At 34.2% G+C, this 26295-nt stretch carries 18 protein-coding genes; 12 read left to right on the forward strand and 6 right to left on the reverse strand.

The features are described 5' to 3' along the window. The first annotated feature begins 1 nt into the window (after position 1). The 3 genes from BMY56_RS06155 to BMY56_RS06165 all read left to right on the forward strand — a co-directional run bounded on the left by BMY56_RS06155 (position 2) and on the right by BMY56_RS06165 (position 5519). Positions 2-3244 (forward strand): efflux RND transporter permease subunit, encoded by a 3243-nt coding sequence (locus tag BMY56_RS06155; protein ID WP_091621382.1) that lies wholly within the window; start codon positions 2-4, stop codon positions 3242-3244. Continuing rightward, complete coding sequence (locus BMY56_RS06160) at positions 3237-4688, forward strand: TolC family protein (RefSeq protein ID WP_245737152.1); 1452 nt, start codon at positions 3237-3239, stop codon at positions 4686-4688. Before BMY56_RS06155 ends, BMY56_RS06160 begins: the two co-directional genes overlap by 8 nt. 306 nt (positions 4689-4994) lie before the next feature. Next, complete coding sequence (locus tag BMY56_RS06165; RefSeq protein WP_091621385.1) at positions 4995-5519, forward strand: PAS domain-containing protein; 525 nt, start codon at positions 4995-4997, stop codon at positions 5517-5519. Between the two features lie 67 nt (positions 5520-5586). Here BMY56_RS06165 and pyk read toward each other — a convergent pair whose 3' ends face one another. From pyk to BMY56_RS06190, 5 genes are all read right to left on the reverse strand, one after another. Next, positions 5587-7029 (reverse strand): pyruvate kinase, encoded by a 1443-nt coding sequence (gene pyk / locus BMY56_RS06170; protein WP_091621388.1) that lies wholly within the window; start codon positions 7027-7029, stop codon positions 5587-5589. A 2-nt stretch (positions 7030-7031) separates the two neighbouring features. Continuing rightward, positions 7032-7496, reverse strand: coding sequence for an IPExxxVDY family protein (locus tag BMY56_RS06175; protein ID WP_091621391.1), 465 nt, complete (start codon positions 7494-7496; stop codon positions 7032-7034). 115 nt (positions 7497-7611) lie between these two features. Further along, a complete protein-coding gene (gene rnc / locus BMY56_RS06180; RefSeq protein ID WP_091621394.1) occupies positions 7612-8346 on the reverse strand; it encodes a ribonuclease III in 735 nt (244 codons plus the stop codon). 7 nt (positions 8347-8353) lie between these two features. Next, positions 8354-9604 (reverse strand): beta-ketoacyl-ACP synthase II, encoded by a 1251-nt coding sequence (gene fabF / locus BMY56_RS06185; protein ID WP_091621397.1) that lies wholly within the window; start codon positions 9602-9604, stop codon positions 8354-8356. A 108-nt stretch (positions 9605-9712) separates the two neighbouring features. Next, positions 9713-9946 carry an acyl carrier protein gene (locus BMY56_RS06190; RefSeq protein WP_008269813.1) on the reverse strand — a complete coding sequence of 78 codons (234 nt, stop codon included), beginning with the start codon at positions 9944-9946 and terminating at the stop codon, positions 9713-9715. Between the two features lie 290 nt (positions 9947-10236). Between BMY56_RS06190 and purN the strand changes: the two genes are divergently transcribed. The 5 genes from purN to BMY56_RS06215 all read left to right on the forward strand — a co-directional run bounded on the left by purN (position 10237) and on the right by BMY56_RS06215 (position 15941). Further along, on the forward strand, positions 10237-10812 hold the full coding sequence (purN, locus tag BMY56_RS06195) for a phosphoribosylglycinamide formyltransferase (protein ID WP_091621399.1): 576 nt from the start codon (positions 10237-10239) through the stop codon (positions 10810-10812). Next, positions 10812-11447 (forward strand): ribonuclease H1 domain-containing protein, encoded by a 636-nt coding sequence (locus BMY56_RS06200; RefSeq protein ID WP_091621402.1) that lies wholly within the window; start codon positions 10812-10814, stop codon positions 11445-11447. Before purN ends, BMY56_RS06200 begins: the two co-directional genes overlap by 1 nt. Positions 11448-11467: 20 nt before the next feature. After that, on the forward strand, positions 11468-12949 hold the full coding sequence (locus BMY56_RS06205; protein WP_091621405.1) for a tetratricopeptide repeat protein: 1482 nt from the start codon (positions 11468-11470) through the stop codon (positions 12947-12949). A 121-nt stretch (positions 12950-13070) separates the two neighbouring features. Next, on the forward strand, positions 13071-13997 hold the full coding sequence (locus tag BMY56_RS06210; RefSeq protein ID WP_091621407.1) for a PfkB family carbohydrate kinase: 927 nt from the start codon (positions 13071-13073) through the stop codon (positions 13995-13997). A gap of 45 nt (positions 13998-14042) precedes the next feature. Then, complete coding sequence (locus tag BMY56_RS06215; RefSeq protein ID WP_091621410.1) at positions 14043-15941, forward strand: amidophosphoribosyltransferase; 1899 nt, start codon at positions 14043-14045, stop codon at positions 15939-15941. Positions 15942-16995: 1054 nt separating this feature from the next. Here the strand turns inward: BMY56_RS06215 and BMY56_RS06220 are convergent. Then, positions 16996-17604, reverse strand: coding sequence for a superoxide dismutase (locus BMY56_RS06220; RefSeq protein ID WP_091621413.1), 609 nt, complete (start codon positions 17602-17604; stop codon positions 16996-16998). 119 nt (positions 17605-17723) lie between these two features. Here BMY56_RS06220 and BMY56_RS06225 point away from each other — a divergent pair, with 119 nt between their 5' ends. From BMY56_RS06225 to BMY56_RS06240, 4 genes are all read left to right on the forward strand, one after another. Further along, positions 17724-20825, forward strand: coding sequence for a UvrD-helicase domain-containing protein (locus BMY56_RS06225; protein WP_091621415.1), 3102 nt, complete (start codon positions 17724-17726; stop codon positions 20823-20825). Positions 20826-20831: 6 nt separating this feature from the next. After that, the gene (kbl, locus tag BMY56_RS06230) at positions 20832-22025 is read left to right on the forward strand and encodes a glycine C-acetyltransferase (RefSeq protein ID WP_091621418.1); all 1194 of its coding nucleotides are present in this window, start codon (positions 20832-20834) and stop codon (positions 22023-22025) included. A gap of 113 nt (positions 22026-22138) precedes the next feature. Further along, positions 22139-23482 (forward strand): OmpA family protein, encoded by a 1344-nt coding sequence (locus tag BMY56_RS06235; RefSeq protein WP_091621420.1) that lies wholly within the window; start codon positions 22139-22141, stop codon positions 23480-23482. Positions 23483-23553: 71 nt separating this feature from the next. Next, a complete protein-coding gene (locus tag BMY56_RS06240; protein ID WP_091621423.1) occupies positions 23554-26295 on the forward strand; it encodes a PD-(D/E)XK nuclease family protein in 2742 nt (913 codons plus the stop codon).

Raw genomic sequence — 26295 nt, forward strand, 5'->3', positions numbered from 1 at the left:
TATGTTCAAAAGATTTATACATAGACCCGTCTTGGCTATTGTTATTTCGGTAATTATAGTTTTTACAGGGTTATTGGCAATCAAACAATTACCAATATCCCAGTTCCCTGAAATTGCACCTACAACGGTGAATATTTTCATCGCTTATCCGGGTGCAAGTGCAGACGTGCTAATTAATTCAACAATTATTCCCTTAGAAACCGCTATTAACGGTGTACAAGGAATGCGATATGTTGCTTCAGATGCTACAAGTGCTGGAGAAGGAACCTTACGTATCATTTTTGAACCCGGTACGGACCCTAACCAAGCGGTAGTAAGGGTAAAGACCAGGGTAGATCAAGTGATGCCCAACTTACCCGAGTTGGTTCAGATGGAAGGCGTAGTAATTACCCCTGTACAGCCCAGTATGTTAATGTACGTAAACCTCTACAGTAACAATGAGGACGACAACGAATTGTTTTTGTATAACTACGCTTATACCAAAATTGTTCCAGAAATACAACGTATCAATGGTATTGCAAGTGCCCAAATATTAGGAAGCCGAAAATATGCCATGCGTGTTTGGCTAAAACCTGACCGTATGCGTGCTTATAATGTTTCTGCCGAAGAAGTGATGGAAGCTATGCAAGAACAAAGCATAATCGCCAGACCAGGTAGATTGGGTGGTAGTTCTGGTAAAAAATCGCAATCATTAGAATATGTACTTACCTATGAAGGGCGATACAATGAGCCTGAACAGTATGAAAACATTATCGTTAGAGCGAATGAAGAAGGTGAAATTCTAAAGTTGAAAGATGTAGCAGATGTTGAATTGGGTAGTGAATTCTTTGATATTTACTCCAATTTAGATGGGCATCCTTCTGCATCTATGATTCTAAAGCAGACTGTAGGTAGTAATGGTAAAGATGTTATCGATGCGGTAAAAGTTAAATTAGAAGAACTAAAAGTAGATCTTCCTCCTGGTTTAGAATATCAAGTAAGTTATGATGTATCGAACTTTTTAGATGCCTCTATCGATAAGGTATTACACACACTTAGAGATGCATTTATTCTTGTGGCCATAGTTGTATTTCTTTTTTTAGGAGATTGGCGTTCTACGTTAATACCTATTATAGCGGTACCCGTTTCTTTAATCGGATCATTCTTTGTAATGCAAATGTTCGGGTTATCAATTAACCTAATTACCCTATTCGCATTGGTATTGGCTATTGGTATTGTTGTAGATAACGCAATTGTAGTCGTAGAGGCCGTTCATGTAAAAATGGAAGAAGAAAACCTATCACCATACAAAGCCTCATCAGAAGTTTTGGGTGAAATTGGTGGTGCCATTGTCGCAATAACCTTGGTAATGGTTTCGGTATTTATTCCTATTTCATTTATGTCTGGTCCTGTTGGGGTTTTCTATAGGCAGTTTTCTATAACTATGGCAGGATCAATTGTAATTTCGGCTATAGTTGCCTTGACCCTTACCCCTGTTCTTTGTGCTATGATGTTGAAAAACAATCATGGTAAGCCAAAACGTAAATCTCCAATTGATAAATTCATTGACTGGTTTAACAAGGGATTTGAGCGACTTACAGGAAGTTATGTAAAGCTTTTAAATAAAATTGTTGCAAGAAGAATGGTAACCTTTGGTCTTCTCATCGCTTTCTGCGCAGCCATATTTTTTACCAATGAATCACTTCCTGCTGGGTTTATACCCAATGAAGATCAAGGTATGATCTATGCAATTATTCAAACACCACCAGGCGCAACTTTAGAGCGTACTAATGATGTTGCTAGAAAATTGCAGGAAATATGCGAAGAAATGGAAGGTGTGGAATCAGTTTCCTCATTGGCCGGTTATGAAATCATGACAGAAGGTAGAGGTTCAAATGCTGGTACTTGTTTAATCAACTTGAAACCATGGGGCGAACGTGAACACTCTGTACACGAAATAATGGAAGAGCTTGAAGAGGAAACAAAAGATTTAGGCGCTGTAATCGAATATTTTGAACCTCCTGCAGTACCTGGTTTTGGTTCTTCTGGCGGATTTTCTATGCGTTTACTAGATAAAACCGAGAACACCGACTATCATGTATTCGAAAAAATTAATAACGATTTCATGAAAGCTCTAGGCGAGCGCGAAGAATTAACAGGATTATTTACTTTTTACTCTGCTAATTATCCTCAATACGAATTGAAAATCAACAATAAGATTGCCATGCAAAAAGGTGTTAGCATCGGCAAGGCAATGGAAAATCTAAATATTTTAATAGGTAGTACCTATGAACAAGGTTTTATTCGTTTTGGTAGATTCTTTAAAGTGTATACGCAGGCTGCACCTGAATACAGAGCATTGCCTTCAGATTTAGAAAAATTGTTCGTAAAGAATGAAGAAGGTGAAATGGTGCCTTATTCCGCATTCATGTCTTTGGAGAAGAAACTTGGCCCTAATGAGATTACCAGATATAACCTTTATAATTCTGCTGCTATTAACGGTCTACCAGCTAAGGGTTTCACAACTGGTAATGCCATTAACGCTATTAAAGAAGTAGCCAAAGAAACCTTACCTAGAGGTTATGATATTGCTTGGGAAGGTTTATCGTATGACGAGGCCAACAGAGGTAGCGAATCATTATACATTTTTATCGTGGTATTAATTTTCGTTTATTTCGTGCTTGCTGCTCAATACGAAAGCTTTCTACTACCATTCGCTGTAATACTTTCTTTACCAGCTGGTATATTTGGCTCATTCTTACTCTTAAAAATGACCGGATTGGCTAACGACGTTTATGCCCAAATTGGAGTAATTATGCTCGTAGGTCTTTTAGGTAAAAATGCGGTTTTAATTGTAGAGTTTGCGGTTCAAAAACAAAGACAAGGAGCAACTGTTTTAGAAGCTGCAATAGAAGGTTCTAGAGCAAGGTTTAGGCCAATTTTAATGACATCGTTTGCATTTATAGCAGGGTTAATCCCTCTAATAGTCGCATCAGGTGCCGGTGCCATAGGTAACCGAACTATTGGTGGTTCTGCCCTTGGTGGTATGCTTATCGGTACAATTTTCGGGGTTATCGTAATTCCTGGGCTGTACTTTGTATTTGCAAAACTTGCCGAAGGACGCAGTCTTATTAAAGATGAATCATCCGAACCTATTTCTGAAGAATTCATGAGAGCTAGTGAAGGGGATAGCAAGACCAAACAAGCAATCAAAGAATTAAAGTCAATGATTAAAAAACTAACCAAAAGAGAAAACAATGATTAACATTATAAAATTCTTTATGAAGCACGGTAAACTGCTTTTGGTGCTATTACTAGGCGTTTGCGTTTTTAACTCTTGTGTTCCTACTAAAGAACTTAAACAAGAAAATAAAAACCTACCATCGCAGTATGTACAACAATCGACTGATACAACTAATAGTGCAATTATTCAATGGAAAGATTTTTTCAAAGATGATAACTTGATAAAGCTTATTGACACAGCATTGGTTAATAACCAAGAGTTGAACATCATGTTGAAACAAATTGATGTAGCTCAGAATGAAGTTAAAGCTAGAAAAGGTGAATACTTACCTTTTATCACTTATGGCGCAGGAGCCGAGGTTGAAAAAGTTGGTGAGTATACCCGTAATGGCGCTGTTGAAAAAAATCTGGAAATAAAGGAAGGGGAAGAATTTCCTGAGCCACTAACGGATTACTCTGCAGGAATTTTTGCCTCATGGGAGCTTGATATCTGGAAAAAACTGCGTAATTCTAAAAAAGCAGCTGTTCTAGAATATCTTTCAAGTATTGAGGGTAAGAATTTTATGGTAACTAGAATCATTGCAGAAATTGCAGATTCTTATTATGAGCTTTTAGCACTAGATAATCAGCTAGCATTTATCGAGCAAAATCTTGAATTACAAGAGAATGCCCTTAAAATGGTTCGATTACAAAAAGAAGCTGCGCGTGCTACAGAACTTGCTGTTAAAAGGTTCGAAGCAGAAGTCTTTAAAAACCAAAGCCATAAGTTTGAGGTACAACAAGAAATTGTTGAAATGGAAAACAAGCTCAATTTTTTAATTGGGCGTCAACCTCAATACATTGCTCGTAATTCATCAGGTTTTATCGAAACAGAGATGGATACTATTTACTCAGGAGTACCTTCGCAGTTACTTCAAAACAGACCTGATATTAGACAAGCGGAATATGAATTGGAAGCAGCCAAACTTAATATCAAAGTCGCTAGAGCAAATTTTTATCCTAGCATAGGTATAAAAGCTGGCATTGGGTTACAGGCTTTCAATCCGAAGTATTTATCGGCTACTCCTGAATCGCTTATGTACAGCGCTATGGGTGATATCGTGGGACCTTTAATAAATAGAAATGCAATAAAAGCAAACTACAATACGGCTAATGCAAAACAAGTACAAGCTGTTTTTGAGTTTGAAAAAGCAATTTTGAATGGCTATATAGAAGTTGTGAATCAGCTTTCTAAAATGGCAAACCTTAAAAAGAGTTATAATTTAAAGGAAAACCAAGTGAAGGCTTTGACAGAATCTATTGATTTATCTACTCGATTATTTCAATCTGCAAGAATTGAATACATTGAGGTGTTGTTAACGCAACGTGAAGCCTTAGAATCAAAAATGGAGCTGGTAGAAACTAAAAAAGACCAATTAATGGCAAGGGTAAATGTTTACCAAGCTTTAGGTGGTGGATGGAATTGATAATCTTATTTAAACTTTTTAATTAATTAAGACGCAAACCCTAATAGAGAAATTCTATTAGGGTTTGTTTTTTGTTCAAAATTCTACCCCAACAGACCATTTAAACTCGAGTTTGTCCCACATTTTAAATTATTTTCCTTGAATTTATGTTCAACTTTTTAATTGTAATTTAATTTATTAGGGACATTATATTAAACATTTATGTTAATCATCGCTTAACATTATCGCTATTTTAATCGTTTTTTTAACTTTAATTCAAATTGCTGTGAAAAAGAAAATTTTATTTATTACTCTAAGCTAGATTGCATGATAGATTTAAAAGATTACGACAACGCCGTAATCAAGTTTAGAAAAAGATTAAACTATGTCATTTTACCTGTTCTTTCATGGGATTTCTACGCCGAAAATCTTGAAAGTATTTATAAATCTGAAGAAGACATGATCGCTCTTATGAGTTTAAGGTCATTAAATTCTTGGAATATAGATACTGAAGCATTAGATGAGAGATTGAAGGTCAAAAAAAATGTGGTAATTGTAACCGACACTAATTTAAATATTGTTTTTGCTACAAAAAATATTTGGGAGATGAATCAATATCACCCAAATGAAATTTTAGGTAAAAAGCCTAAGATGTTTCAAGGCAGTAAGACTTCAAAATCTACTCTAAAAATAGTCTCTGAAGCAGTTAAGTCAAATAAGCCTTTCGAGGTTACCATAGTTAACTATCGTAAAGATGGCTCTACCTATAACTGTTGGATTCAAGGTCAACCAATTTTTGACCAAAAAGGAAAGGTAGTTAATTTCATTGCCTATGAGAAGGAAGTTGCTTAAAGAAAAATAAGACAAAAAAATGGGTCACTTTTCAGTGACCCATTTTTTTTCATTTCCGTTAGAACGGCTAAATATCGCCGGATTCTATCTCAGTTACTCTTAGCGTATTAACCATACCTTTATCTTTCATAGGCATCGCCGCAAGACTGATTAACATATCGCCAACTTCTATGTATCCTTTTTTGAATGCCATACGGTTTACATCATCAATCGTATCATCAGTAGAAACATTCTTGTCATAATAAAAAGCTTTCACCCCCCATAAAAGATTCAATTGCGTAAGTATTCTTTTATTCGATGTAAATACAAGTATGTGTGCACTTGGTCTCCATGCCGAAATTTGAAAAGCGGTATATCCACTATTGGTCAAGGTAGAAATTGCCTTTGCTTTTATTTCATTTGCCATTAATGCTGCATGGTAACAAATAGATTTAGTTATAAATCTTTTTGTACGAATATGTGGTGGATCATGAGGAACACGAATTAAATCTGAACCTTCAACACTTTGTAAAATACTTGACATTTTTTGAATTACTTCAACAGGGTAATTACCCACCGATGTTTCACCAGATAACATAACAGCATCTGCACCATCCATAACCGAGTTAGCAACATCATTAACTTCTGCTCTAGTTGGTGTAAGACTAGTAATCATGGTTTCCATCATTTGCGTTGCAATAATTACCGGAATCCTAGCTTTCTTGGCACGTAGTACCAATTGTTTTTGAATTAAAGGAACTTCATGAGCAGGTACCTCAACACCTAAATCTCCACGAGCAACCATAAGTCCATCACAATACGCTACAATCTTATCAATATTCTCAACCGCCTCTGGCTTCTCAATTTTTGCTATAATTGGAATTTTATGGGCAGAATGTTTATTGATAATATTTTGCAGATCAATCAAATCTTGACTGAAACGAACGAAAGATAGGGCAATCCAATCCACTTCTAAACTAATTGCAAATTCGGCATCCTTAATATCCTTAGGTGTTAGTGCCGGTAATGAAATGTTCGTGTTTGGTAGATTTACACCTTTTTTAGATTTAAGTGGCCCACCTTGAATAACCTTGGCCAATACTTCATCATTTCCATTGGTTTTAACTACTTCAAACATTAGTTTACCATCATCCAATAGAATGCGTTCCCCAGCCTTAACATCTCTAGGAAATTCTTTGTAATTCATGTACACCCTTTCAGCAGTACCCTCAAAAGGTTTCCCGGTAACAAATGTTATTTCATCACCAGGACTAACTACAACATCGCCTGCCATTACACCTACACGTAGTTTAGGACCCTGCAAATCTGCTAAAATGGATGTGTTTGTATCCATTTCTTCATTCAATTCACGTATCATTTTAACACGTTCCGTTACATCATCATAATCGGCGTGAGAAAAATTTATTCTGAAGACATCTACTCCTGCATTGATCATGCTCCTGAGTACCTCTTTCTTGCTGGTTGCAGGCCCTAAAGTGGCTACAATTTTCGTCTTTTTTACAGTTGGCATTTTTAAAATATTAAATTGTTCTTCGATTTTAGTTTTTCTGTACTTATTTCATACGCTGCCATAACCCTTGGCAACATAAGTATATTTTTAATTAACGAGTTTGTATCGAATTCCTTCTCCGTTTCTATTTTCAATAGATAATCAACATCCTTATATTCAGGTATAAGCCTTGGTTTAGAAAATGTTGTTTCGTTCTGGAATAAATCATTATTGGAAATCAGTTCTTGTTCACTGCCGTGGTTAGCAACTAACACCCAATACATGTCATGAAATTCATCATCCCAATCAAAAATTGGAAATGATTTATTTTCATCAAGATTAAAATCTTTTCTTGTTCTTACAAATTTTGCTTTAACACTTTGATTTAATCCATAGACTAAAGCATAATCGTCTAAAGTAGTATGTAATGCTATTAGGATAAAAGATTCATCATAAAAATCATCATTTATTTTATAAATAGCTGCCATACTCCAAGAAAAGCGTAAATATAAAACTAATAAGCTTTAAAGCCTAGTTTCACAAATTGATATAAACATTATAAAAGTTATTAAAATGTTAGCATTTTATCATTTTGGCTTAAGATTAATTCTCCATCTTGTTCTGAAGTGCAAAGAATGCTCTTTTTGAAGCTCTCTCTTCTGCCTTCTTCTTTGAAGTTGCCCTGGCTTTGGCTACCACATTACCTCCAATAGAAAGTTTAACTGCAAAATGTTTTAAAGCATCATTTCCTGTATCGTCATAAACATCAAAATCAAAAGTTTTCTTTTGCTTTTGACACCATTCAATGACTAAACTCTTATAGCTTATAACTCTGCCTTCTAATTGCTCAATATCCACATAGGGCTCTATCACCCTCTTTTTAATAAACTTATCACAGTAATTATAACCTCTATCTAAATAGATTGCACCTACCAGAGCTTCAAAAACATTACCATGAATATTTTGGCCAAAGTGCGATTTAGGGATTCTACTTTCTACAAAATTGATTAACCCCAAATCTTTACCAAGCTCATTAAGGTGTTCTCTACTTACTATTTTAGAACGCATTTTGGTAAGATAACCCTCATCACCCTCGGGAACTTCATTATAAAGATGCTTGGAAATTATAGTACCTAACATAGAATCGCCTAAGAATTCTAATCGTTCATAATTCATAGCATTTCCCTTTTCATCTTTTTTATTCAAAGACCTATGTAAAAAGGCCTTTTTATAAAATGATAATGTTTTAGGCTTGAATCCTAAAATTTTGGTGACCCCCAAAAAAAAATCCCCATCCTCTTTAGAATGGGAATTAAATAAGTTTGTGGGAAAAGACATAAAATTATTAATCTAATTTTTTAAAAACCACACATGCATTATGGCCACCAAAGCCAAATGTATTACTCATCGCTACTCTAACATCACGTTTCTGCGCTTTGTTCAAAGTTAGGTTTAAATTAGGGTCGATATTTTCATCTACCGTAGTATGATTAATTGTAGGTGGCACTATACCATGTTCCATTGCCAATATTGAGGCTATGGCTTCTATAGCTCCTGCAGCACCCAATAAATGTCCTGTCATAGATTTGGTAGAATTGATATTTATATTTTTTGCATGCTCACCAAAAACTTTTGTAATCGCTTTTAATTCCGCTACATCACCTAGTGGTGTAGAAGTACCATGAGTATTTATGGCATCTACATCTTCTATTGATAGACCAGCATCTCTTAAACAGTTCTCCATTACTCTTACCACTCCGATTCCATCAGGGTGAGGTGCCGTCATATGATAAGCATCACTTGACATTCCGCCTCCTGCTACTTCAGCATATATTTTTGCTCCTCTAGCAATTGCATGCTCATATTCTTCTAGAACCAATGCACCAGCGCCTTCCCCTAAGACGAAACCATCTCTGGTTGCATCAAAAGGTCTTGAAGCCGTTTCTGGACTTTCATTTCTAGTAGATAAAGCGTGCATTGCTCCAAAACCACCCATACCTGCAATAGTAACTGCAGCTTCACTACCACCTGTTACGATTACATCACAATGTCCTAAACGTATATAGTTTAAGGCATCTATCATTGCATTGGCCGAAGAGGCACAAGCAGAAACAGTAGTATAATTTGGCCCCATAAAACCATGCTTTATGGAAATATTTCCTGGTGCAATATCTGCAATCATCTTTGGTATAAAGAAAGGATTGAATCTAGGAGTACCATCTCCATTTGCAAAATTCATTACTTCATTCTGAAAAGTTTCCAAACCTCCTATTCCTGCTCCCCAAATAACACCAACACGAAATTTATCGACTTTTTCTAAATCTAATTTAGAATCAAGAATGGCTTCGTCAGATGATATAAGAGCATATTGTGCAAATCTATCTAGCTTACGGCCTTCCTTTCTGTCAAAATAATCTTCGGTACTGTAATTTTTCAGCTCACAAGCAAATTTAACTTTGAACTTTTCTGTATCGTAATAGGTTATTGGTGCAGATCCGCTTTTACCGCTTATCAATGCATCCCAATATTCCTCAATATTATTACCTATCGGGGTAAGTGCCCCCAATCCTGTAACTACAACTCGCTTTAACTGCATTTAACTTGTTATTTGTTTAAATCTAAACCAAGCGTAAATTAAAAAAAATTATCCATGCGGAGCATTTACCACATGGATAATTTGAATTCTATTTAAGAATACATGATTTTACTTCGCTTCTTCTATATAGCTGATGGCTTGACCAACAGTTGCGATATTTTCGGCTTGATCGTCTGGAATTTGAATATCAAATTCCTTTTCGAATTCCATTATCAACTCTACTGTATCCAATGAATCTGCGCCTAAATCGTTAGTAAAGCTAGCTTCCGTTACCACTTCGTTTTCATCAACTCCTAATTTATCTACGATGATAGCTTTAACTCTTGATGCAATGTCTGACATAATAATATTTGTTTTAAAAATTTAAATTGTAGGCAAAAATAAAAAACTTTGGTTTAATTACACTAATTGTCGTTAAAATGTATTGTAATTTAATAAAATTAAATACAAGTGCTGTAATTTTACCATATTTATATTTTGTTTCGGCAACGTTGAAAAAGGGTATTGAAAGAGGTGAGTTAATAGAACTATAAATGATAATCGTTTTTTTCTAAATCCTGACAAGCTTCTTGTTTACTATTTTTGCTCCGAACTTAATTAGTTGTTTTGCTCTCTTTTAAAGACCATTTCTATTGAAAACCAAACAAATTATTCTTTTTGCCTCAGGTTCTGGGTCGAATGTCGAAAACATTGCCAACTATTTTAAATTCAGAAAGGACGTTACTATATCCTGTGTACTTACTAACAAAACCGATGCCAAAGTCATTGAACGTTGTAATAGACTTGAATTAAATGTAATTTATTTTAATCGACAGGCATTTTCAAAAAGTGATTTCGTTTTAAAAATGTTACAATCACTTAATCCAGATCTTATTGTCTTAGCAGGATTTCTTTGGAAAATACCTGAACCTATAACTAATGCTTTTCCAAATAAAATCATCAACATTCATCCTGCCTTATTACCTAAATATGGTGGCAAGGGTATGTACGGAATGAAAGTTCACAATACTATTAAAGCAAATAACGAATCAGAAACCGGCATTACTATACACTATGTAAATGCTCACTATGATGAGGGCGCCATAATTCAACAAGAAAAAACAGCAATTGATAGCAAGGATACCGCTGAGGATATCGCGAGTAAAGTACATCAATTAGAATACGAGTTTTTCCCAAAAGTTATTGACGATTTATTATTTAAAAAGTAATGGCCAAAAAAGGAAAGTTCTATGTAGTCTGGAAAGGTAAAAAACCAGGCATTTTTGATTCTTGGGCAGCATGCAAGGCTGCTATTACCGGTTATGCAGGTGCAGAATACAAATCTTTCGAATCTTTTGATATTGCAAAGAAAGCCTATAATGGAAATTATGCTGATTATAAAGGAAAGAAGAAAACAGCATCGACCCTATCAAAAGAAGAACTATTAAAAATGGGCCTGCCTAACTATCATTCTATTTCTGTTGATGCAGCCTCAAGTGGTAATCCTGGAGTTATGGAATACCAAGGGGTAGACACCAAAACCGGCAAAAAACTATTCAGACAAGGGCCTTTTCCTCAAGGCACTAACAACATTGGTGAATTTTTAGCCATTGTACACGGACTAGCATTCTTAAAGGAACGCAATAGCGACCGTATTATTTATACCGATTCGAGAACGGCCATGAGCTGGGTTCGTAAAAAAAACTGCAATACCAAACTGACAGAATCAAATAAAAATAAAGACTTGTTCGAACTCATACGAAGAGCTGTAGATTGGCTTAAAAAAAATCAATACAATACGGTCATAGTAAAGTGGGAAACAAAAGCATGGGGTGAAATTCCTGCTGATTTTGGTAGGAAATAAATTTGAGTTAAATTCTGATAATGATTATTCTTGAAAATTGTTTTCTTATTCATATTGCAAAACGCCCTTTTTGCTGTGCACTATTTTTGTTTTTGTTTTTTCTCAATTCAATAGGTCAAGAAAATTCGGTTTCAGACTCAATAAAAAATGAGATATTAGCAAAATATAATAGATTTGAAACAATTCCTGTAAAACCTCTCCTACAAGCTAAATTTGATTCCCTTTTAATAGAGTTAGGAATTGAGAAGAAAATTTCTTTTGCCACTACAAAGGAACCCTTATTTGAATACATTTGGATGGTTGCAAGTAATCAAAATGACTATAAATTGGTAACTATTCCAAATAAACCACCTTCTTTCATTTTCAATAAAACTGATTCTAATTTTAATGCATTGAATTTTTTACATGCTATTGGGCATCATGTAAACAATGATGGAGTTGGGAATACAATATACATAGAGGAAAAAGAATTAGCAGCAAATAGCTTTGCTGGTTATTTTATGAATAAAATGGGCTATAGTAAGAATACTTATACCTTATATCTTAAAAGCGACGAAAAACATATAGAACCAGCAATAGCACTTAATCATATAGACCAAAATCTGCTAAATTCTGCTTTTAAAGATGGTTGGGAAACATACGCAATAGAACAAAGTCTTTATGTCGATGAGAATAGCCTTGAAATTTATAAAGCCAATAAAAAGTATGTGGACTCGCTAATTCTTTTTGCAGAAAAAAATTTTGACACTGATTATTTAGTAAGTGCTAATCATTACTCTAAAGCGTATCAGTATAGCAACGGTAAAAAAATATCAACCTTATATAATGCATATGATCAATTTTTAAAAGCGAAAGAGCTTGATAAGGCGCTATTGTATGCCAATTTACTTTTTAAAAATGGTGCTAGGTTTTTAGACATCAAAAGCTATAAACAATTATTCAATGATATAGCAATGATCTATGAAATTAAAAGAGATTATGAAAATGCTCTAAAATTTCTAGACATTGCCCATACTTTAGATATTAAGAATACAAATCTATTAGATAGAAAGTCTTTAATTATCAGTAGGCAATCTAACCCAGAAGCACTAATCAACACATTAATCGAACGCATTAAAATTGGATCAGTATCAACAGATTTATATTACAAATTAGCTGGTGCATATAAAGCTAACAAACAACCATTAGAAGCAATAAAATACTACAAAAGGATTTTAGCGATGTCCCCAAGACATATAAATGCTAGATTAGAACTAGCCAAGCTTTATATTGAAGAAGGGGTTGACATAGTCAATATTCTAAATTCAACTGATTTGTCTAAAAACCCAAGTTTAGATATTAAAAAATCAATAAAAACTAAAAAAACCTTATGGGATAATGCAAAAAATGTTCTTAAAGAAGGGTTAAAAACAAATCCAAAAAACCCATACTTAAAACAAGAACTGAAAAATTTAAAAACCTTAAAACCAACAAAACCTATAACCTTACATTACAATTTATAGTAATGAATATATAAAAGAACCTTTTATTCAATATAGAAAAAGCCAATAATAGATATGCCAATATGATGTTTATTTCCTTTATCAAATCCGTATATTTGCAGCTTAAATTTTTTACATTTTTATGGACAAACTTTTAATAGTTGGAACTGTAGCTTTTGACGCCATTGAAACACCATTTGGTAAAACAGATAAGATATTGGGTGGTGCAGCGACCTTTATAGGATTGGCAGCTTCACAATTTGATGTAGATTCAGCCATTATCTCTGTGGTAGGTGATGATTTTCCCCAAGAATATTTAGATTTATTGACTGATAGAAAAATCGATATATCTGCCCTTGAAATTGTAAAAGGAGGTAAAACTTTTTTCTGGAAAGGGTTATATCATAATGATTTAAATACCAGAGACACCTTAGCAACAGAATTAAACGTACTGGCAGACTTCAAACCTGTAGTTCCAGAAAGTTACAATGATGCCGAGGTTGTCATGTTGGGTAATCTTCACCCAATTGTTCAATTAGATGTAATTAATCAACTAAAAAAGCGACCAAGAATTATCATCTTGGATACCATGAATTTTTGGATGGACAATGCTTTAAATGATTTAATGGAGGTTATTAAACAAATAGATGTTTTAACCATTAATGATGAGGAAGCCAGACAGTTGACTGGAGAGTACTCATTAGTTAAAGCTGCCCAAAAAATATTTACAATGGGCCCTAAATATGTAGTAATAAAAAAAGGAGAACATGGAGCTTTATTATTTCATGAAGACCAAATCTTTTTTGCCCCTGCACTTCCTTTAGAGGAGGTTTTTGACCCTACCGGAGCCGGTGACACATTCGCAGGAGGATTTGCGGGATATTTAGCTGCCAGTGAGGATAGTTCTTTTGAAAATATGAAGAAAGCTGTTATTCATGGGTCTAATTTAGCTTCGTTCAGTGTTGAAAAATTCGGCACGGAAAGAATGCTCCAATTAAATCATAAGGAAATTACAGAAAGACTGCATCAGTTTAAAAGATTGACCCAGTTTGATATTGAATTACAATAAACCCCTAGCCCCAAATTATTGGGGTTTTTTTAATACCAAAAAGTAATGAGTGACGCTATTAAGCATGAATGTGGTATTTCAGTAATACGGCTATTAAAGCCATTAGAGTATTACAAAGAAAAGTACGGAACAGCATTTTATGGTGTAAATAAAATGTATTTGATGATGGAAAAGCAGCACAATCGAGGTCAAGATGGTGCAGGTTTCGCAAGCATTAAATTAGATGTAAAAGCAGGCGAGCGATACATGAGCCGTGTTCGTTCTTGCCAACAGCAACCAATACAGGATATTTTTGCCCAAATCAATGATCGCATTAATAACGAGCTCAAAGAACATCCTGAATACGAAGATGATGTTGCATTGCAAAAAAAGTACATTCCTTATATAGGTGAATTACTTTTAGGACATGTACGGTATGGTACTTTTGGCAAGAACAGCATTGAAAGTGTTCACCCCTTTATAAGGCAGAACAATTGGATGCACCGTAACCTTATTGTTGCTGGTAACTTCAACATGACCAACGTACATGAATTGTTCGACAATTTAATTCAGTTAGGACAGCATCCTAAAGAAATGGCTGATACCGTCACTGTGATGGAGAAAATCGGTCACTTTTTAGATGATGCAGTTGCCAAACTATACAAACAAATAAAAAAAGAAGGTTATACAAAACAACAAGCGTCTCCTATCATTGCCGAGCGTTTAAAGGTTTATAAAATATTACGAAGAGCTGCAAAGAATTTTGATGGTGGCTATGCTATGGCTGGTTTGTTAGGTCATGGGGATGCTTTCGTATTACGAGATCCAAGCGGAATTAGACCAGCTTATTATTATAAAGATGATGAGGTTGTCGTAGTTGCATCAGAAAGACCTGCTATACAAACAGTATTCAACGTGCCTTATGAGGAGGTAAAAGAACTTGATCCAGGTGCAGCCATCATAATTAAGAAAAATGGAACTAGTTCTATTAAACAAATTCTTGAGCCAAAAGAACGAAAAGCATGTTCTTTTGAACGCATCTATTTCTCTAGAGGTAGTGACAAAGAAATTTATCAAGAGAGAAAAGCCTTAGGTAAATTAGTTTTTCCTCAAATTCTAGAAGCTATTGATGAAGATATCAAGAATACGGTATTTTCATATATCCCAAATACAGCAGAAACTTCTTTTTACGGAATGGTAAAAGAGGCACAAAACTATTTGAACAAGAAAAAAGAAGAACAAATACTAGAATTAGGACCAAAAATTACGGGCGAGCAATTACATGAAATATTAGAGGTTCGACCACGTATTGAAAAAGTTGCCATTAAGGATGCCAAACTACGAACCTTTATAACACAAGACAGCAGTAGAGACGATTTAGTTGCGCATGTTTATGACATATCATATGGTTCTGTAAATAAAGGTGACAATCTCGTAATCATAGATGATAGTATTGTTAGAGGCACGACCCTTAAAAAAAGTATTTTAAGAATATTAGACCGACTATCACCAAAGAAGATAGTCGTTGTTTCCTCTGCGCCTCAAATCAGGTACCCAGATTGTTATGGTATTGATATGGCCAAATTAGAAGACTTTATTGCATTCAAGGCAGCTTTAGCATTACATGAAGACCATAATTCAATGCACATTGTCGAAGAGATTTATAAAAAATGTTTGACTCAGGTACAGAGTAAGGACAAAGATGTAGTGAATTATGTAAAGGATTTCTATGCGCCATTTTCTGCGAAACAGATTTCAAAGAAAATAGGAGAGCTATTGAGTCCGGACGGTATTAATGCTGAAGTAACTATAATCTATCAGACAATTTCGAGCTTACACAAAGCTTGTCCTAAAAATTTAGGAGATTGGTATTTTACTGGAAACTACCCCACCCCGGGTGGAAATAGGGTTGTTAACAGAGCTTTCATAAATTTTTATGAAGGAAATAACGAACGAGCATATTAAATAAATCTTCGATGAAATACCTAAGTTTTACGCATTTCATCGTCAAAAAATGTATTTCACCGATAGAATAGTCGAATTGAACTAACCAGCTTTACTTTTAAACTTACCATAGCATAAGTAGGTTAAGTTCATGGTAAGATTTGGGGCAAAAAAGGTGGAGGTTTCTCCACCTTTTTTATTTTTTACATTTTCCTAAAAACAATACTCTTTCACATAATTACTCTTGTTTGTTCTCTTAAACGTTATTACAGGAAGTTTAACCATTACCTTTTATATTCATCATATACAGCCTTACTTTTGAAGAACCATAGCATAAGTAGGTTAAGTTCATGGTAAGATTTGGGGAAAAAGACGGGGCTATGCTCCGTCTTTTTATTTTGCACCTTATTTAGAAAAAAAATAATTGAACTTAGAGCAATAATAGTATTACAACCAATGTTCGGGGAGTTGAACGGAAAGCTTTCTCTAAAACCTAAACTACACATATATTTGAAGGACCATAGCATAAGTAGGTTAAGTTCATGGTAAGATTTGGGGAAAAGACGGGGCTATGCTCCGTCTTTTTATTTTACGCCTCCTTAGCTTCTCTTATCCAAAAAGAATATTCAATAAAAACCATATAGTATTACAACCGTTGTTCAGGAAGTTCAACGGAAACCTTGCATAAAAACATCAACTACCTATATATTAGCAGGACCATAGCATAAGTAGGTTAAGTTCATGGTAAGATTTGGGGAAAAAGACGGGGCTATGCTCCGTCTTTTTATTTTATACCAATCGGGTTATCTACCCACACATAAGCTATATTAATAACTACCTGAAATTCAACTTTTACTAAATTAAAGTTATTTTTTTCTTAAAATTTCTTTTTTTATTTACTCAATACCAGTAATTTAGTCTTGCCATAGCATAAGTAGGTTAAGTTTATGGTAAGATTTGGGACGAAAAGGGTGGAGACTTCTCCGCCCTTTTCTATTTTAAACCAAAAAAACCACTCAAGATTAATTCTTAAGTGGTTTCCTATAAAGACCGTAAGGTACTTTTCCTCTAAATACTATTTGTTACTTGCATAAAGTTTAGACACTTCATCCCAATTGATGATGTTGAAAAATGCTTCAATATAATCAGGTCTTCTATTTTGATAATGAAGGTAGTAAGCGTGTTCCCATACATCTATACCTAAAATTGGGTGACCACCACATCCTACGCCAGGCATAAGTGAGTTATCTTGGTTAGGTGTAGAACATACTTCTACTTTACCGCCTTTATGAACGCATAACCATGCCCAACCAGAACCAAATCTAGTTCCTGCTGCTGTAGTAAACTTATCTTTAAATGCATCAAAAGAACCAAAGGCACTATCAATAGCTGTAGCCAATTCGCCACTTGGCTTACCTCCGCCGTTTGGTGATAAAATTGTCCAGAATAAAGAGTGGTTGTAAAAACCACCACCGTTATTTCTAACAGCTGCATTATTCATATCTAAACCAGTTAAGATATCTTCAATTGATTTTCCTTCAAGATCAGTACCTTCTATAGCGGCATTTAACTTGGTAGTATATCCGTTATGATGTTTTGTATGATGTATTTCCATTGTCCTCGCATCTATATGTGGCTCAAGAGCATCATATGCGTAAGGCAATTTCGGTAGTTGAAAAGCCATAATTTGTTTGTTTTTAAATTAATATTAATTGTCTATCAAAGTTACGAGTTTTAACATATATATTCATCTAATAATTTGTTAAGAACTGTACAGGAATCCTTAATTTGCAGTAAAAATCAGTGTCTAGTAATTCTTTTACCATATATAATGCTTCAGCAGGATCTGGCAAAACCTATGCCCTTGCCAAAGTGTACTTGAAAATACTACTAGCATCTCCTCAAAATTTTAGAAAAATATTGGCTATAACGTTTACCAATAAAGCGGTGAATGAAATGAAGCATCGTATCTTAAATAGCCTTTACGAGTTTTCAATAACAACATCTTTAGAAGAAGCATCTCCTTTATTTAACGACCTAATTAATGAGACGCAGTTTACTTTTGAAGACCTACCTTCTTTAAGCAAACTTAGATTAAAACAAATATTACACAACTACGCATTTTTTGATATTTCTACTATTGATAAATTTACACATAGACTTATACGAACATTTGCGAAGGACTTAAAAATTCCACAAAATTTTGAAGTTATTCTTGACAAAGATTTATTATTACACGAAGCAGTAGAACGCGTTATTGGCAAAGCTGGAATAGAAGCAGAATACACTAAGATTCTTTTAGAATTTTCTAGAGAAAAAATCGCAGATGACAGAAGTTGGGATATAAGTTATGATTTGTTGAAAATTGGTAACTTATTATTTGACGAGAACAATTCAGCTCATATAATAGAGATACAATCTAAAACATTAGTAGATTTCTTAAACCTAAGGGATAAGAATAAAGAAACTATTAAAAACAATAAAAGACAAATAATAGAGCTTGCTAATGAAATTTTAAACCTGTTAAATTCTAATAACTTAGAATTTAAACATTTCAGTGGTAGTTATTTTCCAAAATTTATTCTAAAAATCTCAAAAGGTGAATTAATTTCAAATTTTTCAGCCGCATGGAATCAAAATTTTGAAACTACTAGTCCTTATAATAAATCAGCTCCAACAGAGATTAAATTAAATATTGATAATATACATGCCGAGCTGAGTAATTTATTTAACTCAATTAAGGACCTTATCAAAAGAACATCTTACTTACTAAATATCAATAGAAACATTGTCCCTTTCGCTCTTTTAAATGCCATTCAAAAAGAATTAAAAATAATTCAGGAAGAAAAAGATCAACTATCTATATCTGAATTCAACACCTTGATAGCAAAAGAGATTAAAGATCAGCCCGCACCTTTCATTTATGAAAGACTAGGTGAGAAGTATCGACACTATTTTATAGATGAATTTCAAGATACTTCTCAAATGCAATGGGAAAATCTTATCCCATTAATTGGTAATGCCATGGAAGGTGAAGATGAGTCGGGCAATATAGGGTCTCTATTTTTAGTAGGTGACCCTAAACAAGCTATCTACAGATGGCGTGGTGGTAAGGCAGAACAATTTCTCGAATTGGCAACACATCAAAATCATCCGTTTACTATAAAATCGGAGCTAGTAACGTTGCCCAAAAACTATAGAAGTAATGCCGAAATCATCAATTTCAACAATAATTTTTTTCAAAGCATAAGTCCGTTTTTAGAAAACACATTATATCAAGAGTTTTTTCAAAATGGTAATCAGCAAGAAGTAAACCAAAAAGAAGGCGGGTATGTCAACCTAACTTTATTAGAAGAAGAGAATGACGAGCAATATGCTTTAGAAACCTTAGCGGCTATTAGTAGATGTTTAGCACAAGGCTATACCTATAGTGATATTTGTATTATTATTAGAAAAAAGAAACACGGCTCAGTACTAGCTAATTTTCTAATGCAAAATGAAATTCCTGTTGTTTCTCCAGACTCTTTATTATTAAATGGGAGTCCTAAAGCTATTTTTCTGGTTCAGCTCATACGCTACATGGTTCAGCCAACTGAGCTAGAGATTCAATTTGAAATACTTAATTTTTTATCTGAAGAAAAAGAAGATAGACACGCATATATTTTTGAAAATTTAAACCACCTCGATACCCATTTACTAGAGGAATACGGCTTTGATTCCTCAAAATTGAGACAGGCTTCAGTTTTTGACGGACTCGCTTATGCCATTAAAATCTTTGATCTCATACCTAACTCAGACGCACATCTTTCTGCATTTATGGATTTGGTTTTTGATGTTGAGCAAAAATATGGTTCAGATATGCAATCGTTTTTGGACTATTGGGATAAAAAAGGGAATTCGTCAAGCATCAGTACCCCAGAGAATTTAGACTCTGTACAGATTATGACTATTCATAAATCTAAAGGATTAGAATTTCCTGTGGTCATATTCCCATATGCCAATTCAAATGTTTTTGAAGAAATTGACCCGAAGCTATGGCTACCGGTAGATAAAGAAGAATTTCTTGGGTTTTCAGAAGTATTGATAAATAAAAAACAAGAAGTAAAGGAGTATGGTGAGCTTGAATCACTGCTATACGAACTTGATCATCAAAAATTACAATTAGACGCCTTTAATCTTTTATATGTAGTACTCACAAGAGCGGTAAATGTATTATTCATTATAAGCTCAAATAATCTTGATAGAAAAGGTGATCATAACCCAAACTATTATTCAGGATTGTTTATTCATTTTCTAAAGAGTATAGGAATATACGAACAAGACAAATTAGAGTATGATTTTGGTGAATTGAAAAGTGTTGACAAAAAACCATCTTCAAGCATTATTCAAAATAATATACCTTATATATATACTAACAAAGATCGACCTGATTTTAAAATTGTAGCCTTAGCCGGAATTTTATGGGATGAAGGTTTAGATGTTGCCGTTAATCAAGGTAATGTGATTCATACTATTTTAGGGGCTATTTACACAACGGCCGATTTGGAAAGAGCTCTTCAAATGGCCATTCAAAAAGGATTCATCAAAGACCAGGAAAAGGAAGAAATAAAAAAAATCGTTAAAAAAGTTATTTACCATCAAGATTTAAATCATTTTTACGAAACCGGCATTGAAGTGTTGAACGAACGAGATTTATTAATGGCCAATGGAACCATTCAAAGACCAGACAGAGTGATTATTAAAGACAACCATGCCACTATAATTGATTATAAAACAGGTGATCGAAATACTAAATATCACAATCAACTGAATACCTATGCCGAGAGCTTTTCAAATATGGGATACATAATTGACCACAAAATCATTGTGTATATTAATACAGAAATACAATTAGAATATTTATAAGTAATTATGTACGGAAAAATAAAGGAACACTTACAGCAAGAAATCGAGTCTATTAAAAATGACGGTCTTTTTAAGGAAGAAAGAATAATCGTTTCACCACAAGATGCAGTTATTAAAATCAACACAGGGCAAGAAGTTATTAACTTTTGTGCGAATAACTATTTAGGGCTTTCATCTCACCCAGATGTTATACAAGCCGCTAAAGATACTATGGACACCCATGGTTTCGGAATGTCTTCAGTAAGATTTATTTGTGGAACACAGGATATTCACAAAACCCTCGAAAAAAAAATAGCGCATTTCTACGAAACAGAAGACACCATATTGTATGCGGCAGCGTTTGATGCTAATGCCGGTGTTTTTGAGCCATTACTATCCGCTGAAGATGCAATAATTTCGGACTCACTGAACCATGCTTCTATTATAGATGGTGTACGCTTATGTAAAGCTAAACGATATCGATATGCAAATAGCGATATGAAAGATCTTGAGGAGCAACTTAAAAAAGCGAATGAAGACGGAGCTAGATTTAAAATCATCGTAACTGACGGCGTATTCTCTATGGATGGTATTGTAGCCCCATTAGATAAAATATGTGATTTGGCGGATAAATACGATGCATTAGTGATGATAGATGAATGTCATGCGGCAGGTTTTATAGGTGATAAAGGAAGAGGCACCTTAGAAGAAAAAAATGTTATGGGTAGAATAGACATCATTACCGGTACCTTAGGTAAGGCCTTAGGCGGTGCAATGGGCGGTTACACTACTGGTAAAAAAGAAATTATAACTATACTGAGACAGCGTTCTAGACCTTATCTATTTTCAAACTCTTTGGCGCCAGCCATTGTTGGCGCATCTATAAAGGTGTTTGATATGCTAGAAAACGATACATCTCTGCGCGATAAACTTCAAGAAAATACAGAATACTTCAAAAAAGGTATCAAAGAAGCAGGTTTTGATATCGTAGATGGAGACTCTGCAATTGTCCCTGTAATGCTCTATGACGCAAAATTATCACAAGAAATGGCAAATAAGTTACTTGAAAGGGGCATTTATGTTATTGGTTTTTTCTATCCTGTAGTACCAAAAGGGAAAGCACGAATAAGAGTTCAACTATCAGCAGCCCATTCAAAGGAACATATAGACACCGCTATTAAAGCCTTTACAGAAGTTGGCAAAGAACTGAAAATCGTTTAAACGCGCTTTTTAATCTATTAAATGCGTTAAAAAAAATAGGAAATTGATTTTGTTAATAATATTTAACAAGTTACATTTGCACTTAATAAACACTTAAACTTAAAAATTTGAACATGAAACATCTTAGCAAATTATTGGTTGTTGCCCTACTTGTAGTAGGTATCAACAGCATACAAGCGCAAGACGAGAATAACCCTTGGCAAGTGCAATTCGGGGTTAATGCCGTTGACGTATATCCTACTGGGGATGTAAGTTCTTTCGGTAATGAATTCTTCAATGTGAACGATCACTGGAATATTTTACCTTCTATTTCTTACGTAGCAGTATCTAAAAGTGTAGGAGATGGCTTCTCTGTTGGAGCAAGAGGTTCTCTTAACAAAATCAGTAAATTAGGTGACGTTAGCGTTGATGATTTATCTTATTATGCTATAGATGGTACAATAAAATATGATTTCATCAAAAGAAATACTGTAATTGATCCTTTCGTTGAGATTGGTGGTGGTTATACTTGGGTTGACGAAATCGGAGCTGGAACTGCAAATGGAGGTCTTGGACTTAACATTTGGTTCTCAGAAAACATAGGTCTTACATTACAATCTACTTATAAGCATGCTTTTGAAGATTACGGTATAAAACATTTCCAACACTTAGCTGGTATTTCAGTTAAATTTGGCGGTACTGATACTGACGGTGATGGTATCTACGATAAAGATGATGCTTGTCCTGAAGTTGCTGGTCTTGAAGCATTCAACGGTTGTCCTGATGCTGATGGCGATGGAATCGAAGATAGTAAGGATGCTTGTCCTAACGAAGCTGGTTCTAAAGAAATGAACGGTTGTCCTGATGCAGATGGCGATGGTGTTGCTGATAAAGATGATGCTTGTCCTAACGAAGCTGGTCTTCCTGCTTTAGCTGGATGTCCTGATGCTGATGGCGACGGTGTTGCTGATAAAGATGATGCTTGTCCTTCTGAAGCTGGTCCTGCTGAAAACAAAGGTTGTCCTTGGGCTGATAAAGATGGTGACGGAGTACTTGACAAAGATGATCAATGTCCAGATGTTGCTGGTACAGTAGCTAACGCTGGTTGTCCTGAAGTAACTGCTGAAGTTCAAAAACAATTGAACGATTATGCTAGAACTATCTTATTTGATACAGGTAAATCTTCTATCAAAGCTGAGTCTACTTCAGTAATGGTTGATATTATCACTATTCTTAAAGAATATCCAAACGCTAAATTTACAGTTGAAGGTCATACTGATAGTGTAGGTAGCGAAAAATTAAATCAAAGTCTTTCTGAGTCAAGAGCTCTTTCTGTAAAAGAATTCTTAGTTGACAAAGGAATTGAGGAATTCAGATTATCTGCAGTTGGTTACGGTGAGTCTAAGCCTATCGCAACAAACAACACTAGAGCTGGAAGAACTCAAAACAGAAGGGTAGAAATTAACTTAGTAAAATAAGTTTAAAACAAACCTAAGTGTTTTAATAAATAAAAGCTCCGCAATATGCGGAGCTTTTCTATTTTTACACTATGCAGAGTTTTATACAAGATGTAGTAAATGACATATTAAGAAATAACCAGGACACAGGTAAAATTATCTTTATTTTGCCCAGTAAACGCGCTGGTGTATTTCTTAAAAAAATAGTATCCCGATCACTCGCGAAAACGGTACTTGCACCTGAAATTTACAGTATTGAAGATTTTATTGAAAAGGTCTCTAACCTTGTAACCGCAAATACGACCACCCAACTTTTTGAGCTCTATAATGCTTATTTAAATGTTGGTGATTACGAAAAAGAATCTTTCGATTCATTTCTAAAATGGGGACAAATTCTTTTGCAAGATTTTAATGAAGTAGATAGATATTTAGTTGACGCCTCTACCCTTTATAAAAATATAGAGGCAATACAAGAAGTCAATCATTGGTCTTTGAATCCTGAAAATTCCGAAATGATTGAAAATTACCTTCATTTCTGGAGGTATTTAGAAGATATCTATAACCAATTTAATTCCAATCTAATTAAACAAGGTCTAGGCCATCAAGGTCTCATTTATAAAACATCGGTATCGGAATTACCCAACTACCTTAAGACTATACATAAAAAACATATTTTCCTTGGTTTTAATGCTCTGAATACTGCAGAAAGTATTCTTATACAAACCATACTAGAAAAGACCGATGCCAGTATCTATTGGGACATCGACCCTTATTTCTTAAAAGATAATATTCACGATGCAGGTTATTTTATAAGAAACTATCAAAATACCTGGAAAGTTCTAAAAGGAAAAACCCTTAACGGACTAACCACCCACTATAATACTGAAAAGCATATTGAAATTATAGGTGTGCCCAAGAATATATCTCAGGTAAATTATGTAGGTAATTTACTTTACAAAATTCAAAATGAACATCCTGAATCTCTTAGTAATTCAGCAATAATATTGGGCAATGAAGAATTATTAAACCCTTTATTAAATTCAATTCCTTCTAATATTTCGGCTACCAATATTACTATGGGGCAAAAACTAGAATCGACACCATTAGCTAGTTTTTTCACTAACCTCATAGACTTTCATGAACAAAAAATAGAGAAAGGATGGTTTTACAAAAACCTATTAAACTTGCTCACGCATTCCTATGCCGTATTACTATTTGATGCTAATGAGGTGTCTGCCGAGGCATTAATAACCAAAATAAAATTAAATAATTGGTCTTATATCTCAAGTTCTCAAATTGAAGATTTAATACCAACAAATGCTACAGTATCATTATTGTTTAAGGAAACTAACAACAATCCGATCAACTTAATTGATAACTTCCTAGTACTTATTCAATCTATTAGAACAATAGAAATAGTAAAAAACAATACCCTATTACTAGAACAGCTTTATAAATTTTATACCATATTTAATCAGCTTAAAGATTTATGCGCAACTTTTTCTTATATCAACAATCTTAAAAGTTTCAAGCAGCTATTCAAGCAGCTACTAAGTACTGAAACATTAGACTTTCAAGGTAACCCAATAGAAGGAATTCAAATTATGGGAATGCTAGAAAGTAGATTGCTCGATTTTGAAACTATTATCATAACCTCAGTGAACGAAGGTGTTTTACCTTCTGGTAAATCTAACAATTCATTCATACCCTTTGACCTTAAAATTAAAAATGGTCTACCCACATATAAAGAAAAAGACGCTGTTTACACCTACCATTTTTACCGATTGTTACAGAGGGCTAAGAACGTATATATTTTATATAATACTGAACCTGATGCCTTAGAGGGTGGCGAAAAAAGCAGGCTGATTACACAACTACTTACGGATGAAAATAGAACGGATATTACAGAGTATATTGCTACCCCTCAAATACAATCTTTTACTAAAAAAAATGAAACGATTTTTAAAACCAAAAGCTTAGTTGCATTAATTCAAGAAAAGGCTAAAAAAGGATTTTCGCCAAGTTCTTTAAGCAACTACATTAGAAATCCAATAGATTTTTACAAACAAAACCTATTACATATTAACGATGTTTTACAAGTTGAGGAAACTCTTGCCCCAAATACTTTTGGCACCATCGTACATGACAGTTTAGAAGAACTTTATGCACCATTAGTTGGAATAAACCTTACTGTTGAGCTTTTAAATGGCATTAAAAAGAATATACCACAAATAGTATCACTTAACTTTGAAAAGACGTACAAAGAGGGAAATATCAGCTCTGGGAAAAACTATATTTCTTTTCATGTTATTCTTAAATACATACAAACCTTTATTGATGCCGAAATATCTGCATTGAATGACCATAGCATTAAAATAATAGCTTTGGAGCAGTCCTTATCCGTACCACTCCAAATAAGCGGATTGGATTTTCCTATCATCCTAAAAGGTAAACTAGACCGTATAGACGAATTTGATGGAATTACCCGTATCATTGATTATAAAACAGGAAAAGTAGAGAGACGTAATGTGGAAATTATGGATTGGGACATTCTTACCGAAGAATATCAGTATAGCAAAGCTTTTCAATTGCTATGTTATGGATTAATGTATTTTAAAACAAATCCAAAAGAAAATCTATCTATTCAGGCTGGAATTATCTCATTGAAAAATTTTGCTGAAGGCACGTTGCTTTTCGCTCAAAAAGAATCTGCCCGAGGAACCAAAAATCACATCATAAACAATGAGGTAATTTCTGATTTCGAGCAGATTCTTGGTCAGCTGATTACAGAAATCTGTAATGCTGATATTCCCTTTACCGAAAAAGAAGTGTAA

The sequence above is a fragment of the Maribacter orientalis genome, from assembly GCF_900109345.1.
Taxonomy (GTDB): Bacteria; Bacteroidota; Bacteroidia; order Flavobacteriales; family Flavobacteriaceae; genus Maribacter; species Maribacter orientalis.